At 36.4% G+C, this 15,157-nt stretch carries 13 protein-coding genes; 2 read left to right on the top strand and 11 right to left on the bottom strand.

The features are described from left to right. Window positions 1–11 precede the first annotated feature (11 nt). From dptH to ACZ5OK_RS05785, 10 genes are all read right to left on the bottom strand, one after another. Window positions 12–5,213 carry a DNA phosphorothioation-dependent restriction protein DptH gene (dptH, locus tag ACZ5OK_RS05830; protein ID WP_343840076.1) on the bottom strand — a complete coding sequence of 1,734 codons (5,202 nt, stop codon included), beginning with the start codon at window positions 5,211–5,213 and terminating at the stop codon, window positions 12–14. Next, complete coding sequence (gene dptG / locus ACZ5OK_RS05825) at window positions 5,194–6,564, bottom strand: DNA phosphorothioation-dependent restriction protein DptG (RefSeq protein WP_343840074.1); 1,371 nt, start codon at window positions 6,562–6,564, stop codon at window positions 5,194–5,196. The genes dptH and dptG overlap by 20 nt, the downstream gene beginning before the upstream one ends. A 3-nt stretch (window positions 6,565–6,567) precedes the next feature. Beyond that, window positions 6,568–8,949, bottom strand: a complete 2,382-nt coding sequence (gene dptF, locus ACZ5OK_RS05820; protein ID WP_343840072.1) for a DNA phosphorothioation-dependent restriction protein DptF — start codon at window positions 8,947–8,949, stop codon at window positions 6,568–6,570. A 164-nt stretch (window positions 8,950–9,113) separates the two neighbouring features. Beyond that, window positions 9,114–9,464 (bottom strand): nucleotide pyrophosphohydrolase, encoded by a 351-nt coding sequence (locus ACZ5OK_RS05815; RefSeq protein WP_343840070.1) that lies wholly within the window; start codon window positions 9,462–9,464, stop codon window positions 9,114–9,116. A 75-nt stretch (window positions 9,465–9,539) separates the two neighbouring features. Continuing rightward, window positions 9,540–10,163, bottom strand: coding sequence for a Bax inhibitor-1/YccA family protein (locus ACZ5OK_RS05810; protein WP_343840068.1), 624 nt, complete (start codon window positions 10,161–10,163; stop codon window positions 9,540–9,542). Window positions 10,164–10,315: 152 nt separating this feature from the next. Continuing rightward, entirely contained in the window at window positions 10,316–10,957 is a 642-nt protein-coding gene (locus tag ACZ5OK_RS05805; RefSeq protein ID WP_343840066.1) for a hypothetical protein, read from the bottom strand. A 166-nt stretch (window positions 10,958–11,123) separates the two neighbouring features. Continuing rightward, complete coding sequence (locus ACZ5OK_RS05800; protein ID WP_343840064.1) at window positions 11,124–11,951, bottom strand: alpha/beta fold hydrolase; 828 nt, start codon at window positions 11,949–11,951, stop codon at window positions 11,124–11,126. 24 nt (window positions 11,952–11,975) lie between these two features. Beyond that, window positions 11,976–12,365: a DUF5694 domain-containing protein gene (locus tag ACZ5OK_RS05795; RefSeq protein WP_343840062.1), complete on the bottom strand. Its 390-nt coding sequence runs from the start codon at window positions 12,363–12,365 to the stop codon at window positions 11,976–11,978. A gap of 26 nt (window positions 12,366–12,391) precedes the next feature. After that, window positions 12,392–12,673 (bottom strand): hypothetical protein, encoded by a 282-nt coding sequence (locus ACZ5OK_RS05790; protein WP_343840060.1) that lies wholly within the window; start codon window positions 12,671–12,673, stop codon window positions 12,392–12,394. A 121-nt stretch (window positions 12,674–12,794) separates the two neighbouring features. Further along, window positions 12,795–13,055: a hypothetical protein gene (locus tag ACZ5OK_RS05785; RefSeq protein ID WP_343840058.1), complete on the bottom strand. Its 261-nt coding sequence runs from the start codon at window positions 13,053–13,055 to the stop codon at window positions 12,795–12,797. A gap of 237 nt (window positions 13,056–13,292) precedes the next feature. Between ACZ5OK_RS05785 and ACZ5OK_RS05780 the strand changes: the two genes are divergently transcribed. Together ACZ5OK_RS05780 and ACZ5OK_RS05775 are read left to right on the top strand one after the other, a co-directional pair. Beyond that, window positions 13,293–13,733 carry a hypothetical protein gene (locus tag ACZ5OK_RS05780; protein WP_343840057.1) on the top strand — a complete coding sequence of 147 codons (441 nt, stop codon included), beginning with the start codon at window positions 13,293–13,295 and terminating at the stop codon, window positions 13,731–13,733. Window positions 13,734–14,024: 291 nt separating this feature from the next. Continuing rightward, window positions 14,025–14,444 carry a hypothetical protein gene (locus ACZ5OK_RS05775; protein ID WP_343840056.1) on the top strand — a complete coding sequence of 140 codons (420 nt, stop codon included), beginning with the start codon at window positions 14,025–14,027 and terminating at the stop codon, window positions 14,442–14,444. A gap of 216 nt (window positions 14,445–14,660) precedes the next feature. Here ACZ5OK_RS05775 and ACZ5OK_RS05770 read toward each other — a convergent pair whose 3' ends face one another. Further along, complete coding sequence (locus tag ACZ5OK_RS05770) at window positions 14,661–15,137, bottom strand: pyridoxamine 5'-phosphate oxidase family protein (RefSeq protein WP_343840055.1); 477 nt, start codon at window positions 15,135–15,137, stop codon at window positions 14,661–14,663. Window positions 15,138–15,157: the final 20 nt, after the last annotated feature.

Here is a 15,157-nt window from a genome sequence, read left to right as displayed (position 1 = left end):
AAAGGCTTTTATCAATTTTCCTTCTCCCCCAACAACCTAATCCGCTCTTCTAAAGAAGAAATATTAACAATAACCGGCTCACTTTGTCTTAATGAACCATCTTTACCTAGCATTGGTCCATAGGATACACACTGCGCTTTATTAAGAGCAGCCAATCGTCTTTCCCATTCTCGCTTTGATGCGTTGTCATGAGAAAGGTTGGATGCCACCGTAGAGATTTCGTTTTCTGGTGGTAAGAAATATATTTTCTGGCTTGAGTTTTGTAAACGTGCAATTTCATCTGTATTCAGTTGACCTTTCAAGAATTGTGTCGCATACCAGCCAGACCAGCCAAACTTTCTTCCTTCTGTTAGGATTTTGGCACTTGGGGATTTTTCACTATGATCAAGATTCTGTGCCTCATCTAGAACAACTGGCATTGGAATCGTCTGATCTCCATGCTGAAGCTTATAATGCCATAAATCCCATAGGATAAACTCTGTAATCATTTTTTGGACATCACTTGCAAAGCCAGTCAGTTGAATCACCAAAACTTTTCCTTTATCTTCTTCAAGCTTTCCCCAATTAAAATCATGGGAGCTATCAAATGGATTCTTATCAATCATAGGATTTAATTGGGATAATGCAGTTTTAGCTGAACCTGAGTTATCTTCCTCTAATTCTTGTCGAAGTAGTTCTAGGTTCATGCTATCTCCATGCTTCTGCATACCTTTAACAATGGCTTGATAAATAGCATTGAGCTGCTGAATGCCTAAATCTGTGTAAATAGCCGCAAATACACTTTTCATACGATCAGCTACATCAGCAAAATCTTCTTCAATAAATTCGTCCTCATCCAATTCTTTCTCATTTCGTTTAAAAGGATTTATTGGAAAGTTGTCTCTAGCTACTAAAATTTGTTCAAGCTTATCTCCTAAAAATTCCTTAAACTCAGGTTCTAGCTTAGACTTCTTAAAACCGCCTGTGTAATCAAAAATAATACTTGAAACATTATTCGCTGCCAGTTCCATCAGCATACACTGCATAAAGTAGGTTTTTCCTTGTCCAGATTTCCCTGAAATAAGAATATGCCGATTAGCTAAATCTTTATGGCCATATTCCCAGTAGACTTTGTGCTTGGATCCTTCGACAGTTCCTAATAATACACGAACATCTTCTAGGTCTACTGGCTGCTCATCCTTTTCCTCCTCGGGGTTTGGTTGAACTGGATCCTCGTTATCAGGCACTGGCTTTTTCTCTTTTTCAGTTTTTTCTTTTGACAGCTCTTTCTCATTTGGTTGTTTCGTTTCAGGTTCTTTCTTTTCGTCTGTTACTGGCTCTGCATGTTCTGTGGCCTGAGGAGTCTGGCCATAGTTATTAGCCAATAAAATATTCGTATTTATATCTGTTTTTCCTTGATGAATTCTCGACTTGATGGTTTCAACCTCTTCAATCACACCTGAATATGCGTCCTCTTCAGAAAGCTGTAACAGCAATGAACGATCCTCGATTTTTGCTGATCTCCACGTTGCTTCATTCTTGAAAGAAAGTACCATCCCATCGCCAATATTAGGGCGTAAATGGTTACCTACTTGATAGCTATCGTTGAGGAGAATATCCTTCACCTTCTCAATATCCTCAAAGTTTTTCTCTGGCCACAGACCATTAGCTAGGAATTTTTGGGCATTGGCTAAGAATAATTGAACAAAGAAATTTCTAAAGAACGCATTTTTAAAGATTTTATCACCATTTTCATCGACCTCTTTTAGTTGCTCATCCAATAAGCTGCGAGTAGTTGAAATCTGTTCTTTAGCCTTAGCAATCGTTGAAGATTGGTTTAAACCAACCTTTACTTCTACAGGATAGTAATGAAAATACACTTTTTGATCCTCTGTTATTTCAAGTCCGATTAGTAGGAGATCGTCACTTGTCGAACCTTTAACCCCAAGATTTTTTGCTGAAAAGATTCCAGCACTTTTCGTTAGGTTAACCACACCTGCTACCCTTAGAATTTCTTCTAACGATATAGGTATCCAAATAATACGCTCGTGGTCTAAAAAGCTTAATGCATATTTTAAGGCCGAAATAATGCTTAATTTCTCTCGTGAGAATTGCGCCTTACTTCCAATAATTCTTAAAAGCCATTCTCCATTCACCGCGTTGAAGGCCCTTATAGCTAAATTGATTTGATCATCCTCTGCCTTTATATATTCATCCTCTAAATATTGCTTAATGACTTTTCGATATTGCGAGGATTTGTCTGTAACGGTAATGGCATCATACTGATCATACGAATACTGATCACTATAATGGATAATGAGCAAATCACGCTCTGATCTTTGAAAGAAGTCTAGATCGACATTAGGATCAATAAATGTAACCCAATAAGATGAATCGTACAAAGCATCTAACGTCTCTTCTTTAAAGGAAGTTGTGCGAGTCACGATGGCTTCGTTCTTTCGATATGGGCTGCTTCCTTCATTTTCCAAGTTACTAGCAAGTTCATTTAAGCAGTAGGCCGTTTCAATCAGTTGATTTTCCGGCTCGAGTACATTTTTTATTCCAAACCCTGTTCGATAATCCTGTCTGCCCGTAGCAGACGTCACAGAGGAAAGTAGTCCATGTAAGGATAATCCAGTTTCCATTTCCTGTATATTATCTTTAGCATAACTATCCTGAGATATCATTTTGTAAAAGGATATATGGGCATAGTTGTAGTCTTCTGTGTCTTTTAGTTTGTAATAACGAATATTTTCTCGTACAAAACGAAGCATATCAGCTGGATCAAGCTTTTTAGACTCTAAGGATATATCAAATCTTTCTTCTATGGATTCCACATCATCATATAATGAGAAGGTTTCAAACGCACTGACATAATCGTTTTCCTGATACAATGCAATGTCTAATGGAATGACTTGATGGGGCCCATATTTTTCGATCCGTTTCTTTACAAAATAGAAAATCCCTCTAAGGACCTCCTCATCATTCGTAATATTGATAACATTTATTTTAAATGGTGAGTTTGAACCAGTTAAAAATAAATAGCTAAAGTGCTCCACAAACTGTTGCAGCTTTTCTTCTACAACATTGGCCAAATAGGCATTCGATTCCCCGACCGTCACATTTTTTAATGGCTCATAAACAACCCACTCACTTGCATGATGCTGGATAATAGGGCGATAGAGCTCATCCTGATTTCCAAATACATAAGGAAGGAGATTGTTTGGTCTTAACCGATCTAAGATGTGATGCTCTAACTGCTCTCCACTTATTTGCTCATGGAACGCGATTTGATAGGCTACATTTAATGGATGTAGAGGTGTTAAGTAAATCCGATTTGCTTCCTCTATCGTTCCAAGTTTAAAGATATTCTTCTCTTCCTTTGTCAAGATAGAGTTTTCCTCAACAGCACGCACACACGAATTATAAATATCTACATACTTTTTCGATTGCTCAAGAAGCTGATCTTCTAAATAAGCTAAGCTTGGCAATAAATGTTTTGAACGATATAAATCTAACAGGTGTTCATAAGCATCCTTAAGTTTACTTGGGATATTCAAGTATTCTGCTTCTAAACCTGTAGAACCAAGCTTCGCAAAGTGCATTCCTTGATTCATCCACATTTTTTCTAATTGTAAATAACGCTTGAATTCTTCACGTGGATGGTAAACCAAAGTTCCTTGCTGAAGTTGATCATTCTCAAATGTGAAGTGAGCCTTCCTTTCACGTTTCATTTTCCATATTTGTTTCCCTAATACAGCTGGTGTTCTCGTAAGTTGGTCTTTAATTTTAAATGGAAGCGTATATTCATTGATTTTGATCGTAAACTTGAGAGAATCATCTGACCAAGCCGCTGATGCTTCAGAGATTTCAATTCCTTCCTCTTCTGAAGCTAACTCAATGACTTCATCTGGCTCTTCTACGTCGTATTCATTGGCATTTTGTTGATCTTGACCAATGAATACGTTGTTCCCTTCGCCATGTATAATAATCCTTTTTTCATTCTGTTTCACTTCATATAGCGTTTGAATAGGCTCTAAAAATGTAGGGGGACATTCAACAATAGCAATTTGAAAGTCATAGGTCGATTTTGTTTGGTTTTTGTGTTGATAGGTAAATTTGTAGAATGTCGTATTTCCCGCATCATGAAATAATTGTACGTTTAACTTTTTCCCGGATTTTTCAACGTGAGCCTTTGTCTTATTTTTTATAAACTCCTGCTTTAAAAACTCATCAAAAGAGAATTGAAGGTTGATCTCTTCTTTTCGTTCTGGATTAAAAATAATGATGTGTCGTTTACGATTACCTGCTTTTGTATCCCGTATTGGTTTTTCCCAAAAAACAAGTCCTTCCTTTGTTTGTTTATCCACCATTTCAATATATTCTAAAACCTTCTTGTCCTCTTCAATTAACCGTTCATTTGATTCTTTTACAAAGGAATAATCTAAGGCTTGCCAGTCATCCTTCTTGAGTTGCGTCACACCTTTATCATCAAAGCTCTTTTCAAGTTGCTGTTCCAAATTTTCGTATTCATGTATGTGTTGTACCTTTTCAAAATAACTATGGTTTTCCTCCAGCCTTTTTCTTACTTGGGACGGAGTATATTGGTCTAACTGTTCATCATAAAAAAGACCTAATGATGGATAGTCCTTCTTCTCAATACTTCCTTGTGATAGTAACCCGAGGACCTCTGCAAAATCTACCAAGGCCGGCTGTAGGATAATGTCTTCTAGCTTTTTATTCAGGTGAAACTTAGCGATTTCCTTTTCCGTTTTGGACAGACTTGAATTTTCAATTTCCTGCTTTAACGTATTAGTGATTGATTTTACATGAAAGGGCATTCCTTCCTTTTGAAGGTCACTGCTTCCCCCACGAATACTATCTAGAGTTTCATGACAAATACTTAATAACGCTGTATTTTCCCAGTCTTCTTGCTGTTCCCCTACCTTATTACGGAGGGTTACTAAAAAGTCAGGAGTTACATGATTAACGGTTGCTGCAACGACTACGGTAACTTCTCCAATTTTTAACCCAAATGTTTCATAAGGGGAACCATGTTCATGCTGATAAATGAAACTGTCCGCATAATCATGCTTTCCTAGAGCATCATAAAATTGGCGAACTTGATTCTCGTCATCAAATTGCAGATAAAACCTTTCTCCTCCTGATAACGATTGATCTTCAAAGAAAGCAATTAGTTTTTCTGAGAGATAATTATAGAACTGGTTTAACATATTGTGCATCCCCACTATCACTCTTTTTATCCAAAAGATTTAGTTTATCAAATAGTTGTACAACCTCATCTTGAGAATGGCGGTCAAAAAACACGCCTCTCTTCTCAAATTCACGAAAGACATCTTTTAAAGATTTGCGTTCATCTTTCACACTTATTGTGGTTAATAATAATAGAAAATCCTGGGATATATTAAGCATGTAGCCGAGTACCCCACGTGTCTTCAGGAAATATCTTTTCCCGATTTCTTCAATAGATAAAGCAAAACGGGTCTTCGTTTCTTTTGGCACACCTTCATCTAGGCTTAAAAACAGCTGGTCTACAAGGCCATCAAAATCATCCGCTAATGTTTCTAAGGGAAGTAGCGATACATGATATCGATACTCTCCTATCCATGTTTTTAATACATTTAGGAAATCCTGTTTTTCCTCCTCAGAAAGATCCTGGAAGATTTCTCGTATTCCTTCATAGCTTTTAGCCGTTGTAGTATCAAGAAGAAAATTCAAATGTTCTAAACAGTTATTATGAACCAATATATTTTTAGCTGCATCTTTAATACGTTGATACCCTCGTTCATATCCAATACGACTTTTACTGGCTCCTTCCCAATCGAGGGTATAAACAACCTCATTTACCGAATGAAAGTCTGCTTTCTTCGTTTGATTCAGCTTTAATGTGAGCTGGGTAATATAGAAGAAATAATAATACGCTAAAAACATATTAATATTTTCAATAAAGTAATCCTTATGCTGCATAAGGAATTTGATATCCTCTTCAAAAAGGTCAGAAATCATTGGCATCATAATGTGATAACGTTTTGTATGACTCTTTTCCTTTAAATAGTCAAGCTGATCTAGTATCAATTTAGACATAAGGTGATCAGTTTCTGATTTCGTGAAAAACTCCTGGATATATTGCTCATTCTGTAAGAGTACATCACGAATAAATATGGCTATATTGGTTTCACCTTTTGCTTCTTTCCCAGATGTCAAAGGAAGATATTGATAGATGTGCGGATGAAATATTTTCATGGTTTGTAGGTCATCTGATAAAAACATTCGAATCAAGCGATTAAAGTAAGGTAAATCCTTCTCATCAGGATTCACCGTATCACTTATTTTTTTAATGACCGATTCCATTTCGATTTCTTGGTCTAATACATTTCCACTCACGATACGGGCAAATTCCCCTGTAACACCTTCAAAGCCTCTAGAAAATTTCGCACGCTCTGGGTTACGAGTTGGAAATGGAAAGATTGGACACTTTTTATTAATCGTGTGTGTTAACCCTTTTTTATCCTCTTTTATTCTTAACGATTTGCGTAAGGCTTTCAATTCCTCTGTATATCCCATGACTTACTCCCTCTTAAACGTAAATTCTTCAAATTCAGCATCATATTCAAGCTTGAATAATAAATCTTCCGTTAAATCATGAATTACCATTTCATCTTCCTTTTTACCTATTTGCATCAGTTTCTCTACAAATTCTAAAAATTGAATCGCATCTTCTTTATCCTTTTTATTTGGACGATAACCATTTAGAACTTTCACCATGGTTTCATATAATGGATAGTCAATTTCAAGCAATGCATACTCTGTTTTATGTTGATTTTGAAATCCGATAAGTAAGGTATCCTTAAATCGATAAAAAACGTCTTGGTCTCGCTTGACTAAATGATTCGTATACCTTTTCAATTCTAAGGTTTGAGCAATATTCATGGAGCCCATTGATTCTTCATAATAAATATATTGATCATTCCCCTTAGGACTTCCCTTCCAGGCAAAGATAGCATCTTCCGTTTCTTGATATATCCCTTTAAGGCCTGCAGGAATCCCTAGGTTGAAGGCATATAAATAATGCATAAAATCATTGTAGGTTTTATTTTTGAATATCTCTTCCATTTCATCAGACAAGAAGTAACAAAAACGGATCAAGGATGTATTTAACACCTGTCTTGTCGCTTTTGTTAGCTCATAAAATGGGCCTAAATCGGATAGGGCATCGACCCAGTCTTTTAACCCCTCTTGACTTATATTCTTTTGAAACACTTTTGAGATATCGGTTGAATTATTTAGCTCAATTAACATCTGATCGATCATCTCTGAACGTGTATGAATAGGATCAACATAGGAAATTACTTTGAGTAACGGAGATCGATCCGAACTATTAAACAACATATTTGGTAACAAAGCTTGTGTTTCCTCAATGACAGATGTAGAGGTCAAGTGCTCTTCTAAATTAGAAGGAATCAAAATATCATGAACAAAATTAAGCAATGTACGTGTTGAAAGAATATATTTGTGTTGAACAATAGCTTTAATTAATAATTGAGAAAGCTTTTGCCTGACCGTTTTTTGCTGGAGCAATTTATAGTTCGTCATATAAGGCCCCATTATGCCTTCTGCTTGGTCACGGTTAAATGCTCTGTAGAATGGGTTATCATCCGTTGGTTGAACAATTTTTTCAAATATATTCATAAAATAGGAGGACTCTGGGCCTTCCTTTGTTAATTCATATGGATGATAGTCAGAAAAACTAATTAAATTAAAATGGTCATCCATGTAGTTCTCTGATACATAATCGGTCTCAAAGATTTTTGATTCAGAAATAAACGAAGCAAGTTTTGTATAACTTTCCTTTACATAGGAGGACTCTAAGAAATTATGTAGTACCCCTAAATTAATCGCTAGAATTCGTTTTTCGTTCGTTTTATCAATATTTGCATCAGAAAATGGCTCCAACACTTCCGCGAGCGTATCTAAAGAATTTTTATGAGGGTCAAAGCTCTCTGTAGCATCGTTATGGACCTTAAAATTAGCCATTAAATCTGGATAGGTTTCATTCATGTAGGCTAACAAGTGAGACTTACCATCCCCCACACTTCCACAAAGGAAGATCAATTGACTACTCTGTTCATTCACTTTTGTTCTTAAGATGTGTTCAAGGTCATTTTGTATAGGACGCTCGACGTGTAAATATTTTTTAAAGGAACTAAAGGCTTCTGATCCTTCAATAGCTTCCTGAGAAGACTCCTTCAATTTAGATAGCTGGAAGAGGAGTTCACTTCCGTATAATGTTCTAGGACCTTCTTCAGGTTGATCTGCTGTATCATGCTGTTCCTCTTCTTCTCTTGGTGGTTCTTCTTCTTGAGGATTACCCTGTTGTTCTTCTACTAATTCCTTTTGATTGGTTCCAGGTTTATCATCCGTTACAAAACCTTCATCTATCGCTTGCTGTTTAAAAAATGAGGATAATTGCTTTGATAATGTTGATTCAATCAGTTTTGTAATTTGGTTCGTGTCAAGTCCCTCTGTTTTGCGCATAGGAGGGTTTTGATATTCTGGAGTTTTGAAATCATAACTTCCATACACTTCCGCAAACCAAACAGATATTTTAAACAGGTTCTTATGCACTTTTAAAGCCTTTTCAAGATCTCCTTTACCATCTGCATGGGCAGCACGATTTCCAATATAACGAATCATATCAAAGGATTGTGCAACTTCCTTTGTAAATAAACCTTCACGATCCAAATAAGCAATTCTATCCACTTGTTTCCACGATTTAATATGATCTAGATTTTCCAATGAAGCAATGGTCTTAGTCATATGTTCGGCAAATAACCTGCTTTTTACCAAAACTCCATGAGGATCATCATAAAATATATTTTCAATACTCCGACCGATTTGTACTAGTTCAGGATCTAATTCCTGTAAAAAATCAAACGTGTATTCTGACATGTATCCTTTCACCTCATTTACATGCTCAAACATAATTACATCAATCTAATTATAACTAAAATCCCAGAATTTATTAACCATTATCAATTAGTATACTTCTTCCAATAAAAGGGGACTGTCCCGCACTACTTTAACGCGTTAAAGTAGTGCGGGACAGTCCCTAATTATAATTCCGTATACTTCTTCTCCGTCCCTCTCGCCTTCTCCACAGGATACTTCCGGGCATTCTTCTCTAATTTGTTTAACACGATCTCATTCAAATCAACATCTAAAACATCCGAAAGCATCAGAGAATAAATGAGCACATCCGCTAATTCTTCATATATATTTTCTTCATTCTCCTCCATGGATTTTGCACTATCCTTCCACTGGAAATTTTCCAGCAGCTCACTTGCTTCCAATGACAGGGAAATTGCTAAATCTTTGGGGTTATGGAATTGTCTCCAATCCCGATCATCACGAAATTTGGTTGCGGCTTGAACTAAATCATTTACAGTTACATTTTGCTTATTCATACTAGGCTCCTTTAGCTAGGGACTGTCCCTTACCACTTTAACGCGTTAACGCGGTGAGGGACAGTCCCTGATTATTTAATCTCTATTTAAAAAACGTAAAACAAACAACAGTAAATTAACGAAATCGAGGTAAATAGATACGATAATCATTGGGATATCCTCATCCGTGAATCCTTCATGCGTCAATCGACTGAAGTCATAAAGCGTGTATCCTACAAAAACTAGAATACCGAACCCTGAATAAATCAGGTCCATTTGACCCCCAAATGGTACGAATATATTCGCAATTCCCAGGCCAATTAATACAAACAGGGAAATGAATAGGAAGCCACCCATGAACCGGAAATCATGTTTGCTTATGACTGTATATAAAGCGATTCCGGCGAAAGATAAAGCCGTTATAACAATGGCCTTCCCAACTGTTTCTGCACCTAATTGGGATATATACATGGCGATGGCTGGATACAAGGTGCACCCTGAAACAAACATAAATGTAAACATTAGGGGATAACCAATTGCTTTCTTTCTACGTAGGAAAATCATAGCTATAATTAGTCCTAATTCAACAAATATAAGTGGTAAGAAATAGGCAGGTGGTACATACTGACCCGCATAGAATCCAACGAACGCAATCATTAATGCACTAAAAAAAGCAATAAATAACTTAGCATATGGTTTTTGGTACTGCACATGTTCCATTCAATCATTCCCCCTTTTAATAGCGAATTTTTTCCTGTGCTTCACTATCAACATATTTTATCATAAAAGATTCTTATTCGTATTCTCAACAAATGTACCGACCAAAAACTTAGCGCTATGAATATTCATAGCGCTTAAGACTCTGGAATTAACTATTCAGTTTCTTCCAATGCTTCAGGATACTTAACTTGATTAAAAACTTCTCCGCTCGCTTCATCTTTTAAAGAAATCGCTACCGAATATTCGTCAGGATCAGCACCGTCAAATAACTGGTACATCATTCCGGACATTCCCAATCCCATAGCGGCAAATGCATCCATGCTGTTTTCGTAAGCTTCTCGTTCTACAACCATTGTAAATTCCGAAAAATCATTGTTATAAGTAATGTCTTTAATTGATGTATAATCACCGCTTGATACCATTTCATCAACCGTATTTTTGACTTCGGTACCCATTTCCGCCATCATTTCTTTATGTTTGGCTTTAGACATCTTATAAGTATAAGAACCATCGTCATTCTCGGTCACCTTTATTCCGTCCTCTTCTGCACTTGCAATAACTTCTTCGGGGTCTTGATTTTCAAACATTGAAGCTGGCAATGTTACTTCAACACTAAGCAAATTTTTATCAACATCAACTTTTCCTTCTTCATTAGTTGACTTCTGTTCATCCGTATTTGCAGACTCTTCTGTTTGAGTTTTGTTTTCTCCGTTATTATCTGCTTCGTCATTAGATGAACATGCCGTTAGAAAAGTTAGCAATACTATCAAAAGGACATAACTTGTTTTTTTCATTTTCTGTCTCTCCTTTTTTTGTTGCATAAGACCAAATTTGCTCGTGTCTTAGAACCTTCCTCATACTAATTTAATTGCAACTGCCTCGTCTACCTTTATTTGGATTGAGGTTCCAGGAATCCACCACTAATCCTATTCCTATTTTACTACCTTCTCTGATTCGTATTCACACCTTTCCCTTTGTAAGTTCGTCCCTCACCCAGGTAATCAGTTTATCCGCCACGTCCTCAGGTGCGTCAACATAGATGTTATGGGTTGTATCAGGAATGGCAATGGAGTTGAGATTCATCATTTTTTGTTTCATTTCCCCTATGGCTTCTCTTCTAAGCTCCTCCAATTCTTCCGGTATGGTGCTTATAAGTAGCAACACTGGACAATCTATACAGGAAAAGACATCACGAGTGGGCTCAGAAAAAATCCCTTTTATGATGCCACGTGTTGTTGGAACACTTGCTGCCAGGCGAACCTCTCCATCTCTTTCTGTCATTTGGGCTTTTGCTGCTTTTTCCAGTTCATCAGACCAATGATTGGTTTCACTCTTTTCTGCCTCGATGAAAGCTTCCCATGAAGGAAAACGAACCTGATTATAAACCTTTTCCACCTGTTCTAATTCATCCTCTAATTTGGATATTTTATCTATTTGCAAATAGCCCCCATCAAGTAAAACAACACCGTCCACCAGTTCAGGAAAGGCTTTGGCTATATATAAAGCTAAATGTGCGCCCCAGGAATGCCCCACAAGGATGACTCCGGATTTTTCAGCCTTTTTTATTTGTTTACCCAATTGATTTGCTATATAGCTCGGATGATAATCTTCTTCGTCAGGAAAAGGATGCGTACGTCCATGTCCAGGTAAATCCAATGCCACAATATGAAAATCTTCTTTCAAATGCTGGGTCCATTCACTAAAATTCAAGCCTGTGCTTCCCATCCCATGGAGCAATACCAGTGTTCGACTTTCCTTGTCCCCCCATTCATGTACCTGAATCTCCATTTAATCAACCCCTTTTAGAATCAGTTATTTCAAGTATTTATTCACAGGTATAACCTCAAACAACCCGCTATCCGCTAAAAGTTGAGATAGTATATACGCATGTCCAGCTCCTATAATTAAAAGAATACGATCCGATGAAGATTGAGCAAGTTTTGCAATATTGGAGTAGATAATGAGATTCCGCTGATACCACCAGCGAACCCAATCGATTCCAACATATTCTGTTCCTTTTCCAATCCGTGAAACCTGCAAATACATTTCATGATGTTTTTTGATGTAATGTTCTTCAATTAGATCATTCACTTCGACATGGTGTATGTCTGGTGTATTTCTCATATGAAAAGTTCCCAGCACCATTACTTTTGGTTTATGAGCGAGCTTTCCCATGACTGAGTCCCATTCCTCCTTCAGCACATAAATAACATCACCATCCTCATAAGTTAATCTAATCCCTCATCAACCGTGTCAATCCGGATAATGTCCTTCGTATCTTTTTTATAAGTATAAAAATAGGCTGTCTCCGGTACATCCTTAAAATTTACAACAGCTTGGTATTTGCCATTATGTACGGCTTCATCATCCTCGTTTAATTCCAGGAGTTTCACAACCTCAATTTCTTTTATATCAGTTTCCTCGTCATATCCTTTTTCAACTAAATAGTTAATTGTGTCCTTTTTTAATTGTGTTTTCTTCTGAATGGTTAAATACACCTGAAAGCTCAATACTAGTACTCCTATTATTAGGACAACTGCCAGCCATTTTTTCTTTCTAATAGTAAAACCTCCGAGAGTTATGTTTTAAATGAACTTATGTCAATTGATTCTTCAACATTTAAGAGAGCGCTCACCTTTTCCTTTTAACATAAATAAACGTCTGTCTAACAAGAAATACAGCAAATGCTGGGATAAAAATAAAAAGTCCTGCATCCAGTAGATATACATTAAGGAATATTCCATATCCAACTATGATTGTAATGAGTGACACAAGGAATAAATAATTCAGTACCCTTCTCATCCACTGCTTTAAAAACACACTTCTCGTTTCGATAAAACGAAGGATCACACCTAACACAAGCCCTGCCAACAAGAGGACTAAATACCTCACATCATTCCTCCCTTCAAAATCTCATGCAAAGTATGAAAATCCAAATACCATTATACATCTTTCTGTAATATTTTGGAATATTTTTTTAAATTTAATAAGGTAATTCTGAAGTCATTATCGATTAAAACTTTTTTTCTTAAACGACGATTCATGCCGCTCGCTAAGTTCACAAAAAAGGATAGTCCGAAAAGTGAATAATTTAAACATGATTAGGAAGAGTAATAGTGAGGTGATTTTATGAGGAAAAAAACAGTTTTGATATGTATCATTACATTCCTTCTCATTTTCCCCGTACAATTAAGTGCAGAATCGGATGTTCATTGTCCGAGTACAAAGAATCTGCTGAATACGAAAATAGATGATCAGGACGAGCTGAGTGAAGCACTGAACAATATTGTACCGGATACATATGGGGAAAATGACTATGGAAATTACTTCTCCAAATGGGAAGTGACTTCAGCTCTGCCTTTTGCTGAAGCTGTTGAAAATGATCAGCAAAATGAAGAATATTATAACCAGGCGAAACAAGCCTGCGGGGAAGATGTGACGGAACAATCATGGTTAGTAAAGCTGCACTTTCCACTTTGGGAAGGAAAAAGTGAAAATGCTGCAAATGGTCAGCTGTTTTTAGCAAAAAGCAAGGAAGATGGATGGTTTGCATGGTACAGGGTACAGTAATGAACAAAGGTGGAAGTGCCCGTTTATCCAGCTGTACTATTAGCGACGACGGACTGGACTGAGCCGGAGGAGACAAAGTGAAACTTCAATCAGTGGGGGATCCCCACTGATTTCTTATTTTTATAAGGGGGTCTTACCGCCAGTTAGTAAGCGATAAATAGAAGGAACAAATAATAAAAAATGAAAGCGTGATGTATATCGATGAATAATATTTCTTTTAAATTAAAGAGGCAGCAATGTAAAAAAATGTATGTTCTATCCTTGTAGGGTAAGCTATTATAGGTGATAAACATGAGAATAAGAACTGCTTTAATAAGTATAGTGATGCCAGGGCTTGGTCAGTTATTAAATCTTCAATATATTAAAGCCATCACATTTTTAATTATAGAACATTTTATAAATCGTCTATCCCATATAAATCAGGCACTCTATTTAGATATGAATGGATTACACAAGGAAGCATTAGCCGTAGTGAATTATGAATTTGCGATGTTTTATCCTGGATTTTATGTATTGGTTGTGTTGGATGCAGTAATTAACACAAAAGAAACCAAAGACACAAAATTCATTTACTGGTTTATTTTGTCAGGAATGTTAGGGACAATGGGTATAATTTACTCAAGACTTATAACTATACCTGTTTTTACAGTTGGGTTCTCTATGGCTGTGTTAATGCTAATTGGTACTTTTCATTGTTCTAAAAATAATTAGTAGATATTATTCAACCAACGTAGGCTTATCTTTAAGATTATTTTAAACCTAGAAAATCGTTAAGAAGGATGAATTCAATATGAATACAGCCAAGGAACGTTTACTTAAAATTATTGAAGAAATACCTCAACAAGAAGTCTCACTTTATTACCTGTTCCATTCAGTGATCTAACAAATAATTTGGATTGTCCTATAAACAGACAACCCATTTTGATGTTAATTATTGAATTCAATCGTTTCATTAATATCTGTAGTTTTAGAATTTTGCCCTGTCATACGGTTATAGTAGAAGACAGCCTTCTTTATGAAATTTCCTTCTTCCCAGTATTCGGCTGCTTCCACTTTTACCTTTATCAGGATAATGTTCGGATCATCATAAGAAGTTTGCATAATTTTCTCGTGTACTTTGCTCCACATTTCCTTTTTCTTGTCTAAATCTTCAACGATTTCCGCTTTTCCACGGACGGAAACATAGGATTTACCTGCATATGCTACATTAACATCTTGATTATGTAATATTTCATCATATTTATCCGTCTCTTTTTTAGTGAAAAACCATAAGTCTCCATCAAACTCTACTTCCTGGGTTCTCATAGGACGAGAAACAAGTCCTTCTTCAGTAGCTGTAGTCAACATTGCCGTATCTACATTTTTAATTAACTCCCATAGAGTTTCAATATCATCTTGTTTCATAATGGTATTACCTCCTTCCA

The sequence above is a fragment of the Salinibacillus aidingensis genome (assembly GCF_055393355.1).
Note: the sequence above shows the minus strand (reverse complement) of the source record. Positions and strands in the feature narration are given on the sequence as shown.